Below are 18,276 nucleotides of genomic sequence, written 5' to 3' on the forward strand. Positions count from 1 at the left end.
CTTATTGCAATCCTGTATTTTTTCACTAATTTAGGAAACGTTAAACCCGTTTTATCAAACTATTAATCATGGCCGTTTATATCTTAAGCAATAGAAAAATCGTCCGCCATAAAGGCGAGAGAGTAGATTCTTTTTCCAATGATGAATACTCAATTCCAAATTTCAGGATTGCTAAATGTAATTTTGATAATGATAAAGAACAAAGTCCGCAAGCTAAAAAGAAGAAAGAGTATACCAACCGGAATATTTTGGATTATCAACTATTCTCTGAGCCGGAGAAACAGGGATATGAAGAAGTTTTGGAGGTTCTGCTCAGTGAAAAAGGAATTAAAAAATCTCCTTTAACAGCTAATAACCTCGGTGGGACACAAAGAATGTTTTATGAATTATATAAAAATATGTCTTCTACCAAGGACAGGAGTGATGTATTGATATTTATCCATGGTTATGCTTATGATTTTGATGATGAATTAAAAGCGATCATTGACCTGAAAAAACTATTTATAGATAATCCGGACTCCCCTGTTGAACATATTTTATTTGTAAGCTGGCCTGCCTCAAGCAGTATTGTACCACTGACTTATTTTGATGATAAAGCCTCCAGTATCAACTCGGGAACATCCCTTATGAGGCTATTCTATTTCTATACCCAGTTTTTAAAAGATATTTTTTCGAACCGTGATCTTACCCCATGCAATCAAAGGATTCATATTATCGCTCACTCCCTGGGAAACAGGGTTCTTCAAAGCATGCTGTACAGCCTGAAAAGAGAAAATATCCTGAGAGTTATTGATCAGGTCATCCTGTTGAATGCAGATGTTACGTATAAGGTATTTGAAGATGCTGAAGATTCCTTTAACAAACTTCCTCTTCTCGCCAACCGTATTTCCATTTATTTAAACCGACAGGATGCCATTCTGGGGATATCACAGTTCACCAAGAATATACTTACTCCAAGGTTAGGAAAAAATGGGCCGAGTGATATAGAGCATTTCAAAGATATTGTTTCCGTCATCGACTGTACTTTTGTTAAAGATGATGTTTTAAACAGTTTTAAATTTGAAGTGGGAAATCACTGGGGATATCTCTCAAGTTCTCAGGTTCAAAAAGATATATTCCAAAATCTGTATGGTGTAGATAGAAATTTAATCACCAATAGGATAAAAAATAACGAGAATATGTTCACAATTATTTCATAATATTAATTAAATAAATATTATAAAAATAAATATAAGTTAATTTTTTTGAATATTATCAAAATGGCACGAAGATTGCAATTCATACTGTGGGGAATTACAAATATTTATCATGAAAAAAATAAAAAAAAGACTCTCTTATATTCTGAGTCATATTAAGAAAGCAATTTTTGTAACAGACATCATTTGATTAATCGAAAAACTTTAACTTAAAAAAACTTCTGAATATCCGGTCCTATCAATCATCACAGTCCTAACAAATAGTAAAGAAAAACACTGATCCTTCAATGCTTTGCAGGGTCTATTCGTATTTCTACCATTGGCCAGTTTGAAACTGAAACGGTAAGTAACAGACCACCCTGCCGATCATCTAAACTCCTTAGATCATATGGGGGAATTAAAAATGATTTTCCAATCTATCTCATAAGTTTGGATCATTTATTATGCTTTATTTTAAAACAACATCATTAATCATAAGTCTTAAAATTGGGAATAATTAGAATTTTTTTTGATATTTTCACACCAATCATTAAAATTATTAATTATGAAACCTGTACAAAACAACATGAAAAAGTTAAAAAAGGGCGAATTAAAAACTATTAAAGGAGGAAATATTCCGCCGGTTCCCATCGGTTGCAATAGCTGGGATTTCAAAGCAGGATGTTGCAGAGAATGGGATTCTGATCACTGGGATAATCCTACCTGTCCTTATTAATTTTTCCGATCAGTTCTGAACCACAGCAGCTCATTTTTGAGTTCCAGATCTGATTCAAAATTATTTACAAATAAAGCTCCAGTGCCCAAACCTTGAGGCATTGGATTTTGTTTTGTAAAGGTATATTGAGCAATGGCATTCAGTCCGATATTACTTTCCAGTGCAGAAGTGATCCACCAACCGATATTGTGTTCTTCAGCAAAAGAAATCCATTCATCAGAACCGGCAAAACCTCCTACTAAGGCAGGTTTCAAAATAATATACTGAGGCCTTATCATTTTAAGGAGTTCTTTCTTTTGATCCGTATCAGTAATTCCAATCAATTCTTCATCCAATGCAATCGGCGTAGGGGTTTTTGCGCACAGCTCGGCCATATCATTCCAGTTTCCCGCTTTAACAGGCTGTTCAATGGAATGAATGTTCAGCTCTGCCAGCTGCTGTAAAACAGCCATTGCTTCATTTTTATGAAAACCTCCATTAGCATCTACACGTAACTCCAATTGATCTTTTGAGAACTTTTCTCTTAATTTCTGAAGGACCACGTACTCTTCTTTCCAGTTAACCCCGATTTTGAGCTTAATACAATGAAATCCTTTTTCCAGCTTGTCCTGAATCTGCTCTTCCATGTACCCAATATCTCCCATCCAGATCAACCCATTGATGGTAATAGCAGACTTCCCTTCTGTAAACTCACTTGGAAAATAAATACGGGCTCCATGCTTTAGGTTGAGAACCGCCTGCTCATAACCGAACCATATAGATGGAAACGCTTTCAGTTCTTCTCTCAGATAAGCATTATCCTGTTCTATATTTTCACAGAGCCATTTCAGTTTCTCTTCATAATCAGGCCGGTCATCAAAGCTTAATCCTCTGAAAACCGCACATTCTCCTACCCCTTTTTTTCCGTTCTCTGAGATTTCCAGAATAAAGGTTTCCTTTTCATGCAAAACGCCGCGAGATGTTCCACTCGGGCGTTTGAATTCTAATAAATATCTAAAATATGATGCTTCCATTTATTTCACGCTGTCGATACGCATAAATTCTTCTGCTTTTTCTACCATATCAATACTTCCGCAGAAAAATGGGATTCTCTGGTGAAGCTCTGTAGGTTCCACTTCCAAAATCCGTCTGAATCCGTCTGTGGCTTTTCCTCCTGCCTGTTCTGCCAGGAATGCCATAGGATTACATTCGTACAGGAGTCTCAGCTTACCGTTGGGAGCCTGTGAATAGGAAGGATAGATATAAATTCCCCCTTTCAGCATATTCCTGTGGAAATCCGCTACCAAAGAACCGATATATCTTGATGTATACGGACGGTCACCTTCTTCCATCTGGCAGTATTTAAGGTAGTTTTTTACTCCTTGAGGGAATTTGATATAGTTTCCTTCGTTGATAGAATAAATCTTTCCTGTTGTCGGAAATTTTAAGTTCGGATGAGAAAGATAGTACGTTCCCAAAGACGGATCCAGGGTAAATCCGTTCACTCCGTTTCCTGTAGTATACACAATCATGGTTGAAGAGCCGTAAATAACATATCCTGCTGCAATCTGATTAATCCCTTTCTGTAAAAAGTCTTCCAGCTGTACAGGGGTTCCCGGTTCAGAAACTCTTCTGTAGATAGAAAAAATGGTTCCAACGGAAACATTCACATCAATATTTGAAGATCCATCTAAAGGATCGATTAATACGACATATTTACTTAAATGTCCGTTTCCGGAGCATTTGATATCAATAAAATCATCATTTTCCTCGGATGCAATACCGCATACCACTTCTCTCTGTGAAAGGGCAGTGATGAATATTTCGTTGGCAAGAACATCCAATTTCTGCTGTTCTTCCCCCTGGATGTTTTCATTTCCGGATTTCCCCAGAATATCTGCTAGCCCAGCTTTATTTACTTCTCTGTTTACCACTTTTGAAGCCAACCTTATAGCACTTAGAAGACGGGAGAGCTCCCCTGTGGAATACTGAAAATCTTCCTGTTTATCAATAATAAATTCTCCTAGCGTCTGTAATGATTGATCTGACATATTTTACTTTTTAGGTTTTCCCAAATTTCGGAAAATTTATCACATTAGGAAAATTTAATTCCAAAAGATATTACTCGCTGTTTTACAACACAATACATTTAAAATTAAATATAAAACTGATCAATGAGCATTTCTTATCAATCCGGATTCCCCTTATCAGACTGGTGAAAATCCAAGGTTTTTCTATCGATCAGACATTTTAAGGAAATCTTAATTTCATCAGCGAGCCGGGCTATTTCATATCTCGTTGTAAATTTATAATTTTGACGTCCGTAAAAAACTCATGTAATTTTTTATCTAACAATTTTATTTTTAACAATTTAATGAAAATTTTCAAGTTTGGTGGAGCATCTGTAAAGGATGCCGAAAGTGTAAAAAACGTGTCCATGGTTCTAAAAAGCCAGGGATTTGCCAAATGTTTGCTGGTGATTTCAGCAATGGGCAAGACGACAAACGAGTTGGAAAAAGTGGTAGAGCTTTATTTCAAGAAGGATAACTATCAAACTGAGATTGAAAAGATAAAACAGAAACACATCGGTATTGCGGAAGGTTTGTTTCCTGAAAACCATGCAGTTTTTGCAGAAATCAATCTCTTTTTTGATGACATTGATTCCTTTTTGAGAAGGAATAAATCTCCTAATTACAACTTTGTCTATGACCAGGTAGTCAGTTGCGGAGAGATGATTTCTACTAAAATCGTAAGTGAATACCTGAACGAGATTCAGTTTACCAACCAGTGGCTGGATGCAAGAGATTATGTAAAAACAGACAACTCCTATAGAGAAGGGGTCGTAGATTGGGTAAGAACAGAAGAGTTTATATCCAATTTAAATCCCGAGATCTGCTATGTAACCCAGGGTTTCATTGGTTCCGATGACAATAATTTTACCGTAACATTGGGAAGAGAGGGTTCTGACTACTCTGCTGCTATTTTCGCGTATTGCTTAAATGCTGATGCGATGACGATCTGGAAGGATGTACCGGGAGTCATGACCGGAGATCCAAGAAAATTCAGCGATGTCTCTCTTCTTTCCCATATCTCTTATGAAGAAGCTATTGAAATGGCTTATTACGGCGCGAGTGTAATTCACCCGAAAACATTGCAGCCGCTACAACAAAAGAATATTCCTTTTTATGTAAAATCTTTTGTAGATCCTACCAAGGAAGGAACCAAAGTAGGGGCTTCAGACAAAAACCAGCAGGAAGAATCTTATATTCTGAAAGAGAACCAGGATCTTTTAAAAATTTCCACCAGAGACTTCTCTTTTATTGCAGAAGATCATATGAGCTTGATTTTCGGATATTTATCCAAATATAAAATTAAAGTTTCCCTGATGCAGAATTCTGCCATTTCACTGGCTTTATGTCTGGAAGATAAATTTAATCACCTTGAAGAGCTTAACGAAGAGCTTCAAAAAATTTTTAAAACTGAAGCAATTAAAAATGTATCTTTATTCACAGTAAGAAATGCGAAGATGGATCACATTGATAGATTTTACCAGGAAAAAAATGTATTATTGGAGCAGATTTCCAAGAATACTCTTCAAATGGTAACACAATAATATTAATTGCGACTAAACACACATGAGTTTAATTTCGAAAAACGATCTGATCAAAGCTTCCGGCTTAAGTAAAATTGGGTTCCTCAAGAATCCGGTAGCATCTGCTGTAATGAGCATTGCTAAAATAAATGAGGTAAATAAACTATACGATAAACTAAAAGACAAGGAAGGCAAAGACTTTTTCGACTCATTTGTAAGAGAAAGAAACCTAAGCTATGTAGCTTTTGAAGAAGATCTTGCCAAAATTCCGAAAACGGGACCTTTTGTATTGGTTTCCAATCACCCGCTGGGGGCTATTGACGGAATTTTAATGTGCAAGATCCTTACGGAGGTTCGTCCGGATTTCAAGGTAATGGGAAATTTTCTTTTGGAAAAAATCAAACCTATGGAACCGTATGTAATTTCTGTAAATCCTTTTGAAAACAGAAAAGAAGCGTACAGCAGCTCTTCAGGAATGCGTGAAACATTGAAGCATTTACAAAACGGAGGCTGTGTAGGTATTTTCCCGGCGGGAGAAGTTTCCAACAAAAACAATCCTTACGGAGAAATTCTAGATAAAGAATGGGAAAAAACGGCACTTAAGCTGATCAGAATGGCTAAGGTGCCGGTGGTTCCTATGTATTTTCATGCAAAAAACAGCCGTTTATTTTATCAGGTAGCCAAACTTCATCCGAGCTTACAGACTCTGATGCTGCCGGCTGAAATGATGAATGACCGGGAAAGACCAATCAGAATAAGAATCGGACGTCCTATTACTGTAAAGGCGATGGACGAGATGGAAACGATTGAGGAACTGGGCGAGTTTCTGAAACGTAAGGTGTATATGATGAAATCTTATTATGAAAAAAGAAAATCTCTTGCCCAAAGCATCAATCTTCAAAATTTATATGTAAAGTTTCCTTTATTAAAAGAAGAGAATATTGTTCAGAATATCATTGATGAAACTCCCAAAGAAGATATTGTCAAGGATATTGATAAACTGAGGGGTACTGATAAAATGTTATTCAGTAACGGAAACTACGAGATCTACTTTACCACCTATGAGGAAATTCCTTCGATTATGAGGGAAATCGGACGCCAGAGAGAACTTACGTTCCGTGCCGTAGGGGAAGGAAGTAACCTTCCGTTTGACCTGGATGAATATGACAAGCATTACCATCATCTTTTCCTTTGGGACAATGCTGAGCAGAAACTTGCAGGAGCTTACAGGATGGCACTTGGTAGAGAAGTCATGAAGAAATACGGGATCAAAGGCTTTTATACAAGCTCGTTATTTGAGTTTGAGCAGGACATTCATCCTTTCTTTAAAAAAGTTATCGAAATGGGCCGTGCTTATATCTGCCAGGAGTATCAGCAGAAGCCGCTGCCGCTTTTCCTTCTTTGGAGAGGAATCGTGCATGTATGCCTGAGAAATCCGGACCATAAATTCCTGATGGGAGGCGTAAGTATTTCCAATAAATTTTCAGAGTTCTCCAAATCCCTGATGATCGAATTCATGCGTTCCAATTATTTTGATTCCGCAGTAGCCCAATATATCACGCCCAGAAATGAATATAAAGTAAAGCTGCGCGACAGGGATAAAAATATTTTCTTTGAAGAAATGGAGTCTGATCTTAACAAGCTTGATAAAATCATTGACGACCTGGAACCTGAATTGAGATTACCCGTTTTGATAAAAAAATACATTAAACAAAATGCCAAAGTGATCGCTTTCAACGTTGATCCTAACTTCAATGATGCAATTGACGGATTGATGTATATCAGAATCAGTGATCTTCCGGAAAATACGATTAAACCGGTATTGGAAGAGATGAGTGAACAAATCAGAAAAGAGCAGGAAAATAATCCGGCTGATAATCAATAAGTTTTTAACTTTATCAAAAAAAAGTACGATGAATACTTGTTTTGTATACTAAAACTTACTACTTTTGCATCACTTTAAAACAACGAAGTAAGACAAACAACAATACAATGGTTTCTTAGCTCAGTTGGTAGAGCAATGGATTGAAAATCCATGTGTCCCTGGTTCGATTCCTGGAGAAACCACTTGAAAACCTCTAATTTATTTAGAGGTTTTTTTGTTTTTTATTCCTTATAAGATGTTAGAGATTAGATGCTAGATATCAGATTTCAGATTTCAGATGTTAGACCGTAGGAGTCAAAACTTGAGTATCTTTCGTTCAGGCAAGTCTCAGAACAAAAAAATATCAGTCTCATTTATTTTTTATAAGCCTGCTAATGTATCCCTTAGGAATAAACAATCACGATTAGCAATAAAAAATACAAAAATTACTTGCGCGGTATTACAAAATGTATTACTTTTGCAACACTTTAAAACAACGAAGTAAGACAAACAACAATACAATGGTTTCTTAGCTCAGTTGGTAGAGCAATGGATTGAAAATCCATGTGTCCCTGGTTCGATTCCTGGAGAAACCACAAAAGTTAAACACAACTTAACTTACTCAAACAAGAAAATCCCTTTTAAACAATGTTTAGAAGGGATTTTTGCTTTAATGATGTTTAATAGTGTCCATCAAATTTAGTCCTTTTTTTGTCCCTATACTGTCCCTGAGGACAATTTAAAAAGATTTTCAGTTGTATCACAGCCTAATTTTGAAACAAAAAATAGAACTATGAACATTGCATTCTTTTTAAAAGAGCCTAAAAAGGCAACCGAAACAATGGTATATGTTTCAGCAACCGTAAAAGGTCAGAGACTGAAATGCTCTACAGGGGTAAAAGTAAAGCCCTCACAATGGACGGGGACAAAAGTGAGACAAGTTGCTCCCGAATCAGCAACTAAAAATCTGAAAATCGAAAACACTGTCAAAATCTTAAAAGATATTGAAAGGGAGTATTTATTAAAGGAGCAACCTTTATCTAAAGAGATTTTGGAAAAAGAGTTTGAACACAAAATTACTCCTATTACCACAACAGCTGCTAAGAAAAAAAGTCTCCTAACGGTTTTTGATGAATTTATAGAAGTTAGAAGACTTGAAAAGTCTGAAAATACAGTAAAGACATATAAAACGTGTAAAAATCACCTTCAAGCATTTTCAGATGAAACAAAATTTAATCTATCGTTTGAAAATATCAACCTTAATTTTCATGATGAACTGCTTGCATATTTTTTTGAAAAAAACTTTTATAACTCTACCATTGGAAAATATACAACAATACTCAAAACGTTCATGAATTGGACAGGAGAAAGAAGATTTCATAATAATATGGAATTTAAAAAATTCTTAGTTTTTAAAGAGGATTCTGAAAAAATAAAACTTACTCCTGAAATCGTAGAAAAGTTGAGAACAACAGATTTCGAGAATGATTACAGCAATATCGTTAGAGATATTTTCATTTTTAGTTCTTACACAGGTTTGAGGTTTATTGACATTCAGAATATGAGACCAGAAGATGTTACAGAAGATTTCTTACGTTTACACATTAAGAAAGCAAAAGAAATGCTCGAAATTCCTTTATTGGATGTACCAAAAGAGATAATCAAAAATCACACAGAACGTTATGGTAGACTAAAAGTACCCACTAATCAATTCTGCAATAGAGAAATCAAAAAACTTTTTGAAGCAATTGGTTTTGATGATAAAATACGATTTGTAAAATATTCAGGTAGTAGCAAAATTACAGTAGAAAAAAAGGCCCATGATTACTTAACAATGCACTACGCGCGAGTATTCTTTATTACAAACTCCCTAATTAAAGGTATGAATGAATAATTTATCCGAAAAATAACGGGTCATAAGCATTACAAGTCTTTCAAAAAATACGTTCAATTTTCCCGTGAAATGGTAGCTGATAGCCTACATTCTGCATGGAAAAAATAAAATACTATTTTATTGTTAAATTCCTATTTTATCCCAAAATGGAATAACAAAAATATTCATTTAAATATCTTAAGAGCCTGACCATTACAATTACATAAATCAGGCTCTTTTATTGTAGTTCAAAACTTAAAAACCTCGGAATCTTATTATTTTGAAAAATCAACATGCAACTAAATTAAGTACCATATTAGCTATATAGAATAATAAGAGCAACCATCAACACCCGATAGTAAAAACACCTCATTTCACCTTATTTCTGATCTGTCGATAGTGAAAATTATATTTTCTTGAGGTGGTCTACCCTCGCTTCATTTTACATATAAATCTTATAAATTCAATAAAAAAATATCTTTATATTTGGGTCAAGACATTCTTTTATGAAAATTTTAAAATCTCAAGAAATCCAATCCTTTATCCAAAAATTAGAAGCTTCTCGTAACAACCAATATAACAGATATTTATTGAATAACATATCTGTTGTTATTGAGGGACTTGTCAAATCGAAAGATAAAATTCATGGAGAACGTTATAATGAAATAGAGTTGATTTTAGCTGGTTTGCGTGAACCTCACGATATTAGTACAGGAAACTTAGTTAATGCTGAAGTAAAAGCTACTATACTTGATCTTTATGATGAGTTAATTGAAATTTTAAAATCTTATTAGTAAACTTTGGAAAACATTAATCATTCAGAATGGTACGGAAGAGAATTTAAATCCCAAAAAATACAAGAATGGGAAAATCTCCTCTCTAAAAATTTGTTAGAAAATAATTATCAAACGTATTTGACTGAAAATGCAGGGATTTTTTTAAGCGATGATGATTGCCATTTAGTTATTTCTAAACTAAAACTTGGCAGTGAGCTAGAAACTGATTTTATAACTTTATCAGATGGTTTTAGTAATGGAAACATTTTTGAATTTATTGAAATCAAACAACCGTCAGCCAAATTATTTACGGATAAGGGATTAATGACTGCAGAGTTTAATAGAGCTACACAACAAATAAGAGATTGGAAAAGATGGTTAATGGATAATCGCAATTGGATGGGGAAATATTTGCCCACTGTCAATACAAGAATATCAAACCCAATGCATTTTAAATTCAAGATAATAATAGGTAGAAGATTATCAAATCATTATGAAGTCGAAAAAAGAAATCAAATAGCCGAGGAAATTGGAGCTGAAATTAGATCCTTCGACTATTTGACAGATAAAATTAAAAGGCGAGAATTTTATCCTATTGCTTGGTTACGGGATGGAACACCTGGACATTATGAAAAGGAACTTGCAAATCCATTTTACAAAGCTTTTACAGATTCTGAATGGAAAAAATTTTGCAATAGTCAAAAGGTTGCATCATCCCATTTTTATAGTGATCATTTTGAAGAAGTCTTAAAAATGAGGGAATACAGCTCATATTAAAGTTATAAAGCAGTGTAAAATTTCATTTTATAATACCTCAACAAATAATCATATATTATCATCTCAAACAGCCTTTGATTAGAAACAAATAGTCTGTTGATATTCATATGGAATATGCTTTGAAAAAAACTTTGTAAAGGCATACCTAAAGATTGGTTTTCATGGTGGTGAGTAATATTTTGTAATGCCGAATTGCTTTCCTGAATATTGCAAATAATATAATTTCTTTCCTCCGAAAATTCTTCTGACTGGGTCAAATCTATAAACTTTGGTTTGAATTCTCTATATTTTTTATCCAGTTGTGAGTTAAGCTTTTTATTTGCATTAAATTCCTGCTTAAAAGTAACATTGAAATCTTTGATCCAACCCAACTTTTCTTGAACTGAAAGATTGAGTTTATTCAGCATTTCATTGATAAAGAAAAGGCTGACCATAATTTTTTCTTCATCGTCATAATGTAAACATTTTAGGGTAAATTCACTATTTTTATAAAATAGAGTTTCAGCTTCTTCAATAGTATTCTCGCCATAACGTTCAAGCTCCCTTGTTGTAAGTATCAATTATAATATTTGAAATTTCTCCGCTTTCGATATATTTTTGCAGAGCCTCATTGGTTTTATCAAAGATTCTGCTATAATCATCAGTATTGTTTAATTTAAATCTTACTCTTAAATGAGATTTAGGATCATTATAACGGATAAAAAACCATTGTGAAATATAATTATTCTCTTGAAAATATTTTATTATTGGGGTGATAGTTTCTTCCAGAATAATATCTGCTGTTTTTATTCCTGTATAAATTTTCAGGTAGAGCCATTCAGTTCCGGGAATGAGTTTTCTTTTTACCATCTTCATTTGCTATTTTTATACATTGGGAAGATAAACTCACGCTTAAAATTGTCACTTTCATTATATAAAAATTCTTCAATCCTCACTCTCTTTTCTTTTCTGACAATCTGGATGAACAATTTTATCATATCATAATTTTCCAAGTTTAAAGTTAAGGTATTATCATCCCTTACCCATTGTACCCAAACCGGAATTTTTCTTTTTTCTCTCCAACTATATGTCTTTGAAAGGAACTTAGTTTTATCATCTTTTATTGCATGTAATTGCTCGAACTCTTTTTCGATAACCATCCATTTTGCCTTAGACAAAATAATATTTTTATACTCTATTCTTGGAAAGAAATGATATAAATGTTTTAAATCTCCCCAGTCAAATTGTAGCCTTGGGCGGACATCTTGTGAATGCAAATCACATAAAAAATGATAGACAGGAAGGGAATTGCTTGAATAGTTATGTGAATTGGTTAAATAGGGCTTTATTTCTTTGTTTAATTTTTTAGATCGCAGAACAATTTTATTTTCCCTTACAGAAATATATAGATCATCTACAGATATTTGATTTTCTTTTGATAAGATAGATTGTGCTAAGTATGGAATTTCATAACTTCTTAAAGTTGGTCGTCTTATTATATTTCCTATTCTGGCTTCTGGCAAATGAAGAATTTCCGCTAAAATGTAGCCAGGATTCAATTCAGTTTCTTTTTCAGCTATTTTTTTTGATACATTTTGTATTTCTGATTTGTCTGAAGAAAACCTAGCTAGTATATTGGCTGCGCTGCTTCCTCTATATCCTTGTAACACAAGTTTTTCTTCATTTTTTTCAGTAATAATTTCAGCTAAAATAGAAAGAGTGTCTGGTATATCTTCCCAGTTTTCCTTGTAATCACAACAATCGTCATCAGTTAATTTAATAATTGCATTATCTTCAAACTGTACTTCTTGCAATTTTTGATTCAACAGAATCTGTATTGGATTTAATTTTATATGAAGTTCCTGCTTTATTTTTGATATGGGCATTTTTAAATCCCCCAGATAAGGATGCACTCCTTTGGCTACAATATCTTGCCTATAGCCGATTCCAATTTCCGTATCTAATACATAGAGCAATGGAACCTTTCTTCATTAAATCTTTCTATAAATTCTTTTTTAAACTTTTCAAGATAAGTTTGTTTATTAACCGGAGTAATTTTATTTAGAAAACTTATTCCCGTTTTCAACTCTTTCTTCAAATGATTGGGAAGCTCTATTTTGTTTTGATAATATAAATCGGTTTGGAAAAGAAATTTACCTTCATATTCTATTTGAAAAGATTTTATTAGACTTTCTAATTCATGGTAAAGTTGGATGTCATTGGATAAGTTTTTGTCTAGTGCTTCCAACTTACTCCATATAGTTACCAACATATCATATTTTTCCTTCTTCTTATCTTTTAGCAGAGAAATAAGTGTTGACAAAAAATCTCCGCCCGAAACATGGGGTTCTAATTCACTTAATAATACTTGATTGTCTATAAGCTCCCCTATAAATTCTTTTGCTTCTTCTTCTGAGACATCTTTTTTTACAAGAATATTTGTAATTTGAGAAATAGTTTTACCTTTTTCAGAAAATTCTAATATTTCTTCCAACTCTTTAGAAAGTAATGCGGTCGAAACTATATATTGTCTTTTACCACGGTGGTCCTCATATTCTGTATACCGTATTTTATCTCTAACTTTATAAATGCTGGTATTAGGAAAATATAGTAATTTTTCTTTTATTTCAGGTATTTTAGCAAAATGTTGAGACAATAATACAAGAAAATGCATATCCAATTTTGTATCTCTTATTATGCTGTTATCCGAACTGCTTATTTCAGATAAAAGAGAAACATCTTTATTGAATTTTCCTAAACCTACTCCTGCAAACAATCCAAAAGGAGTACAACGCGAACTGATACGGCTGTAATATTTCAGTAGAGTATTCTTTAATCTGGATTGGTCTTTTGAAGTAAGTTCTTTTTCAGACAAAAACCATTTTCTCAACTCTTTATACAGATCTGGTGAAGCAAGATAAACAGCTTCCTGAAAAAAAGCATCTGAGTATATTTCCTTAAGTTCGAAATCAGAAATATTATCTTTACTTAAACGTTGTATAAATGTTTTGTACGAAAATACTGGAGTGCGGACTACAAGTTCTTCAAAAAACTGATAAGGAAAACTAGACATTTATTTGACAATGTTTTCTTTTGGCTGATAATCCTGATGTCCTAATTGCCAAAATGCAAAAGCGAAAATTTCACTTAAGCCAGTGTATCTCTTTAATACCGTAATATCACCTCCATGACCTCCTTCATAATCAATATTTAGTAAAATCGGCTTCTTGGATACATTATTAGCTAATGCTTTAGCAGAGAATTTGGTTGATTGCCAAGGGGCAACTCTGGGATCATTAACTCCTGTGCTAATTAACATAGCAGGATATTGAACGTCTTTCTTAATATACTGATAAGCATCCATTTCTAATAAACCCTTAAATTCATTGGGATCATTAGGATTTCCATATTCTTGAATACTCGTTCCTCCATTACCACTTTTTTCCACTCTAAGTGGATTCAAAACTCCTGATTCTACAATGGCAGCTCCGAATAAATCCGGCCTTTCTGTAATTGCTCTACCAACTAATATTCCACCGGCACTAGCTCCCCATACAGCAATTTTTTTAGTCGAAGTATATTTTTTATTTATTAAATATTCTGTGCAAGCAATGAGATCTTTCCACGAATTTGGTTTTTTCAGCTTCTGTCCATCAATATGCCATTGTTCTCCTTTTTCTCCGCCTCCGCGAACATGTGGTACGGCTACAATACCACCTTGACTTGCCCATGATAGATAACTAATGGCAAAAAATGGATAAAAAAGACTCCCCGAATGCTCCATAGCATTGCATAAGCACTGGTGCAGAGCCATCTCTCTTAAGATTCTTACTGTAAATCAGAGATAAAGGAACTTCTGTACCGTCATATGACTCCACGGTTATTTCTTCGACGATAATATCTTTAAATTGTGGATATTCAATAACTGGCGCAAGGTTCTCCTTGGTAAAAGTATTTGTATTTAACGTATATCTGTATCGCTGTTCTACATTTGCCCAACCAGAACATTTAACCCATAACTCAGAAAAGTCTTTGCCTTTCGATAGCAAATCAACATTTCCAGAAACATAAGGAAGTTTAATAGGGACTTCTTTACGGTCTTTAAGTAAATATAATTTTGCTTCTACTCCGTTTTTGGTGGTAGTATAGTAAACGCCATCTTTAGTAATTGTATAACCTTTTATGACCTCATCCTTTTTCTCTTGTACTATTATTTCAGGATTTTTGAAATTTGGGTTGGAAAGACTTGTCTTACATAGCTTATAATTTTGAGAATTGTATCCTGACAAAAAATACAGTTCATCATCTGCCACTCTCAAAAAGAATATCTTATTGCTTTTATTATACAATGGTTTCCAGTTGTTTTTACCAGCAAGAAGATCTTTTTGCTTATTATAAATGTATTCCTAAAATCCTCAGCGTCAACCAATATACCTATATAATATTTATCTTTAGGATTAAATGTTAATATTGAAGGATATACTTCCTTTGTAATATTTAAATCAGGATTATGAAGATTAGAAAAAACAACATTTCGTTTATTAGGATCTTCTCCAATTTTATATAATACTGTTTGAGTGTTTTTTGCAAATAATGGCGATTTGACATCTATTTCAGGATAATATACATAGAAAAAACCAGAATTATCTCCCATCCATTTAATCCCACCTATACTAGATGGATTAAGCTGTGTAATAATTTGCGGATGAATATATTTAGTTTTTACATCCATTATTATAACTTCAGAAAATTCTTTTCCTTTCTCGGATAAAGATATAGCTATTCTGCTACCATCCCAGCTAGGACTTATTACGTTAATAATGAATTCATGACTATTTGAAGTTTTACTTTCATTTGCAGAAACGAAATTAGAAGGGTCGTATAGTAATTCTTCTTTACCTACAAATCCTTCTCTACAATATACTTTTGCAGTCTTTTCCCCTGCATTTCTTTTTAAATAAAAATATTTATCATTACTGGTAATTTTTAAATCAGACACAGAATACCCTTGTTTTTTATCCAATTCGGTTCTTAGATTTAAATAGTTATCCCAATTAGGAATTTTTCTAAGTATAGAATTGGTGTAATCTGTTTGAGATTTCATCCATTGCTTAGTTGAAAAATCATTTAGATCCTCAAGATTTCTGTAATCATCGGTGACCTTAATTCCAAAGTATTCTTCTGTAACGGGTACAGAAGGAGCCACATTTGTTTTTTGTGCCTGGATGAAAACCGATAAAAAAAAAGTAATGATAAATATTTTGCTTTTCATAAATCATTAAAGATTATTGTGTAGGAGTTTTAATACCATGGTCAGCAGGTTTACTCGCGTCTTCTGGAAACATACAATCATTCCCACCTTCAGCAAGTTGAGCTTGCAAAGGCCCCCCACCATGAACATTTGCCATGTTATTAATTTTACTTAGTTGTAACTTTTTCAAAGATAATTTTTTTTCGCTTTGATTTTGATTTAGTTTTTTCATTTGTTGATTATTTTTGTAATTAATGCAATTAGCAAATAAAGTGCTATTTATTTAATTGCCAAATAAGTGTAACCATAGATTCTTGAATTTATGGCCATAAAAACGAATATAAACAACAAGTTTACAATCAATTACACATCTATTATGAAAAACATGATATACGTAATTTTATAAGGAATTAAAATTATATTTTTACATAATATTAAAAAATGATGATAAAAGTTCGATTTTTTTTTATTAGTCCTGTCTTTTAGTTTAATATCTGCAAAAAATAACGATATTGATTCATTAAAAAAATTTTCGTTCTCAGATTTAGAAACAAAATATTACGAGTACAACAGTACTGACAATCTACAGAAGGCAAATTTAATAAGTCATTACTATCTGCGGAGGGCTAAGCAAGAAAAAAATAATGATAAAATTGCAGAAGCTTACGTTTTAATGCATTTTAACGATTCATTACCCAATGCATTAAAATATCTTGATAGTCTGCAATCTTTAACAAAAAATTCTAAAAAAGACACCTATCCAGCACGCATTTATTTACTGAGGGGCAATCTATATTTGAGGTACGATCATCAAAAAGAAGCATTGAACAATTATATTTTGGGATTGAAGTATGCTAAGGAAAAGGGAAATAAAAGACAGATTGCTTTTGCTGAGATTAGTATCGCTTACTTAAATAATTATATTGGCAAACATTATGAAGCTGCAAAGAAATTGAGATATTATCTTTACAGTGCCCCTTACCTAACTGAAAACGAACTTTCTGATATTCATTTAAATTTGGCAAGTACTTATTTGGATATTGAGAAGATGGATTCCGCCAAAGTACTTATTCAGGAAGGGTTGCAAGCATCAAAAAAACAAATATTTATCGCTATAATCAATACCTATCACTATTTGGCTTGTATAATCTAAAGCTCAGGAATTATGCTGTAGCTATTAATGAGCTCAGTAAATCTAAGGAATATTTTACCAAAACAGAAGCAGACGCTCTAAGTATTAATTATGCTGCATTATATCTTGGTCAGGCATATGCAGGTATTGGCCAAAAGGAAAATGCCATAAAAAATTTTATTACGATAGATTCTATTGTTCAGAAAACTGATAATACTTTTCCTGAGCTCCGAGAAGTCTATTCCTACCTGATAGATTATTATAAGGAAAAGAATGATAAAGAAAAACAACTCTACTATATTGATCGTTTTTTGAATATTGATAAAAAACTCGATTCACAATTTAGATATGTATCCAGAGAGCTTCCTAGAAGGTACGATGCTCCTAATCTTGTAAAAGAAAAAGAAAATATCATTAATGACCTACAAAACAGAAAAGTAATTCTTTATATTTCAATTGTTGTTCTAGCTATAATATTATTGTTGACGGTAATTCTGTATTATAAATCTAAAAAATCAGAAAGAAGGCATAAAATTATTGCTCAAGAACTGCTAGATTCGGTCTTCGAGAAAAATCAAAGTAATAATAATACGGGAAAACTTCAAGATATATCAAGCGATTCAATAGAAAATGAAAACACAGAAGAAAAAATAATCAGGATAACTTCTGAAGAAGTTGCTCAAAGTATATTAAGAGAATTAAACATGTTTGAAGCAAAAGAACATTTTCTACAAAAAGGAATTACGCTGGGTAGTCTAGCAAAAAAGATAAAAACAAACCCCCGTTATTTGTCGGAAGTCATTAATATTTATAAGGGTAAAAACTTTGCAACTTACATAAATGATTTACGAATAGACCATGCTATTAACAGATTAGCAACTGACAAAAAATTTCGCTCCTACAAAATATCTTTTGTTGCGGAAGAATTAGGATATAATAATGAACAGGCATTTACATTGGCATTCAAAAGAAGAACAGGAACTCCCCTTGGGGTCTATTTAAAAGAAATTGAAAATAAAATAGACTTAACCGCTTAGCGACACACAATACTTATTATCAATATTTGCACTCAATAGATTCAAGAATTTATGCTTATAAATTCTTGAATCTATTGAGTGTATACTTGTGGAATTTTTGCTGTT

17 protein-coding genes, 2 tRNA genes and 1 pseudogene are annotated in these 18,276 nt (G+C 33.0%); 11 read left to right on the forward strand and 9 right to left on the reverse strand.

Annotated elements, in window-relative coordinates; translation table 11 throughout:
- Positions 1-68: 68 nt before the first annotated feature.
- A complete protein-coding gene (locus tag MUW56_RS03870; protein WP_292011950.1) occupies positions 69-1,199 on the forward strand; it encodes an alpha/beta hydrolase in 1,131 nt (376 codons plus the stop codon).
- Between the two features lie 562 nt (positions 1,200-1,761).
- Positions 1,762-1,911, forward strand: coding sequence for a hypothetical protein (locus tag MUW56_RS03875; RefSeq protein ID WP_292011951.1), 150 nt, complete (start codon positions 1,762-1,764; stop codon positions 1,909-1,911).
- Here MUW56_RS03875 and menC read toward each other — a convergent pair.
- Entirely contained in the window at positions 1,908-2,924 is a 1,017-nt protein-coding gene (gene menC, locus MUW56_RS03880; RefSeq protein ID WP_292011952.1) for an o-succinylbenzoate synthase, read from the reverse strand. The genes MUW56_RS03875 and menC overlap by 4 nt on opposite strands.
- A complete protein-coding gene (fbp, locus tag MUW56_RS03885; RefSeq protein ID WP_292011953.1) occupies positions 2,925-3,941 on the reverse strand; it encodes a class 1 fructose-bisphosphatase in 1,017 nt (338 codons plus the stop codon). It lies immediately after the preceding gene.
- 323 nt (positions 3,942-4,264) lie between these two features.
- On the opposite strand from fbp, the gene MUW56_RS03890 reads away from it, so the two are divergent.
- The 7 genes from MUW56_RS03890 to MUW56_RS03920 all read left to right on the forward strand — a co-directional run bounded on the left by MUW56_RS03890 (position 4,265) and on the right by MUW56_RS03920 (position 10,772).
- On the forward strand, positions 4,265-5,503 hold the full coding sequence (locus MUW56_RS03890) for an aspartate kinase (RefSeq protein ID WP_292011954.1): 1,239 nt from the start codon (positions 4,265-4,267) through the stop codon (positions 5,501-5,503).
- 22 nt (positions 5,504-5,525) lie between these two features.
- The gene (locus MUW56_RS03895) at positions 5,526-7,367 is read left to right on the forward strand and encodes a lysophospholipid acyltransferase family protein (RefSeq protein ID WP_292011955.1); all 1,842 of its coding nucleotides are present in this window, start codon (positions 5,526-5,528) and stop codon (positions 7,365-7,367) included.
- A gap of 109 nt (positions 7,368-7,476) precedes the next feature.
- A tRNA-Phe gene (locus MUW56_RS03900) sits at positions 7,477-7,549 on the forward strand.
- Between the two features lie 320 nt (positions 7,550-7,869).
- Positions 7,870-7,942 (forward strand) — tRNA-Phe (locus tag MUW56_RS03905).
- A 197-nt stretch (positions 7,943-8,139) separates the two neighbouring features.
- Positions 8,140-9,240: a phage integrase SAM-like domain-containing protein gene (locus tag MUW56_RS03910; RefSeq protein ID WP_292011956.1), complete on the forward strand. Its 1,101-nt coding sequence runs from the start codon at positions 8,140-8,142 to the stop codon at positions 9,238-9,240.
- A 485-nt stretch (positions 9,241-9,725) separates the two neighbouring features.
- On the forward strand, positions 9,726-10,013 hold the full coding sequence (locus MUW56_RS03915; RefSeq protein ID WP_292011957.1) for a hypothetical protein: 288 nt from the start codon (positions 9,726-9,728) through the stop codon (positions 10,011-10,013).
- A 6-nt stretch (positions 10,014-10,019) separates the two neighbouring features.
- Entirely contained in the window at positions 10,020-10,772 is a 753-nt protein-coding gene (locus tag MUW56_RS03920) for a Shedu anti-phage system protein SduA domain-containing protein (RefSeq protein ID WP_292011958.1), read from the forward strand.
- Positions 10,773-10,774: 2 nt separating this feature from the next.
- On the opposite strand, the gene MUW56_RS03925 is transcribed toward MUW56_RS03920, so the two are convergent.
- The 7 genes and pseudogenes from MUW56_RS03925 to MUW56_RS03955 all read right to left on the reverse strand — a co-directional run bounded on the left by MUW56_RS03925 (position 10,775) and on the right by MUW56_RS03955 (position 16,234).
- Positions 10,775-11,332 carry a thiopeptide-type bacteriocin biosynthesis protein gene (locus tag MUW56_RS03925; RefSeq protein ID WP_292011959.1) on the reverse strand — a complete coding sequence of 186 codons (558 nt, stop codon included), beginning with the start codon at positions 11,330-11,332 and terminating at the stop codon, positions 10,775-10,777.
- The gene (locus tag MUW56_RS03930; protein ID WP_292011960.1) at positions 11,307-11,627 is read right to left on the reverse strand and encodes a thiopeptide-type bacteriocin biosynthesis protein; all 321 of its coding nucleotides are present in this window, start codon (positions 11,625-11,627) and stop codon (positions 11,307-11,309) included. Before MUW56_RS03930 ends, MUW56_RS03925 begins: the two co-directional genes overlap by 26 nt.
- Positions 11,624-13,824, reverse strand: a pseudogene (locus MUW56_RS03935) (lantibiotic dehydratase family protein). Before MUW56_RS03935 ends, MUW56_RS03930 begins: the two are co-directional and overlap by 4 nt.
- Positions 13,825-14,535 (reverse strand): prolyl oligopeptidase family serine peptidase, encoded by a 711-nt coding sequence (locus MUW56_RS03940; RefSeq protein ID WP_292011961.1) that lies wholly within the window; start codon positions 14,533-14,535, stop codon positions 13,825-13,827. It lies immediately after the preceding pseudogene.
- A complete protein-coding gene (locus tag MUW56_RS03945) occupies positions 14,492-15,064 on the reverse strand; it encodes a hypothetical protein (protein WP_292011962.1) in 573 nt (190 codons plus the stop codon). The genes MUW56_RS03940 and MUW56_RS03945 overlap by 44 nt, the downstream gene beginning before the upstream one ends.
- Positions 15,065-15,066: 2 nt before the next feature.
- Positions 15,067-16,023 (reverse strand): hypothetical protein, encoded by a 957-nt coding sequence (locus MUW56_RS03950; RefSeq protein ID WP_292011963.1) that lies wholly within the window; start codon positions 16,021-16,023, stop codon positions 15,067-15,069.
- A 13-nt stretch (positions 16,024-16,036) separates the two neighbouring features.
- A complete protein-coding gene (locus tag MUW56_RS03955) occupies positions 16,037-16,234 on the reverse strand; it encodes a hypothetical protein (RefSeq protein ID WP_292011964.1) in 198 nt (65 codons plus the stop codon).
- A gap of 441 nt (positions 16,235-16,675) precedes the next feature.
- Here MUW56_RS03955 and MUW56_RS03960 point away from each other — a divergent pair, with 441 nt between their 5' ends.
- Together MUW56_RS03960 and MUW56_RS03965 are read left to right on the forward strand one after the other, a co-directional pair.
- Entirely contained in the window at positions 16,676-17,155 is a 480-nt protein-coding gene (locus tag MUW56_RS03960) for a hypothetical protein (RefSeq protein WP_292011965.1), read from the forward strand.
- Complete coding sequence (locus MUW56_RS03965; protein ID WP_292011966.1) at positions 17,143-18,171, forward strand: AraC family transcriptional regulator; 1,029 nt, start codon at positions 17,143-17,145, stop codon at positions 18,169-18,171. Before MUW56_RS03960 ends, MUW56_RS03965 begins: the two co-directional genes overlap by 13 nt.
- Positions 18,172-18,276 lie beyond the last annotated feature (105 nt).

This window comes from Chryseobacterium sp. (assembly GCF_022869225.1).
Classification (GTDB): domain Bacteria; phylum Bacteroidota; class Bacteroidia; order Flavobacteriales; family Weeksellaceae; genus Chryseobacterium.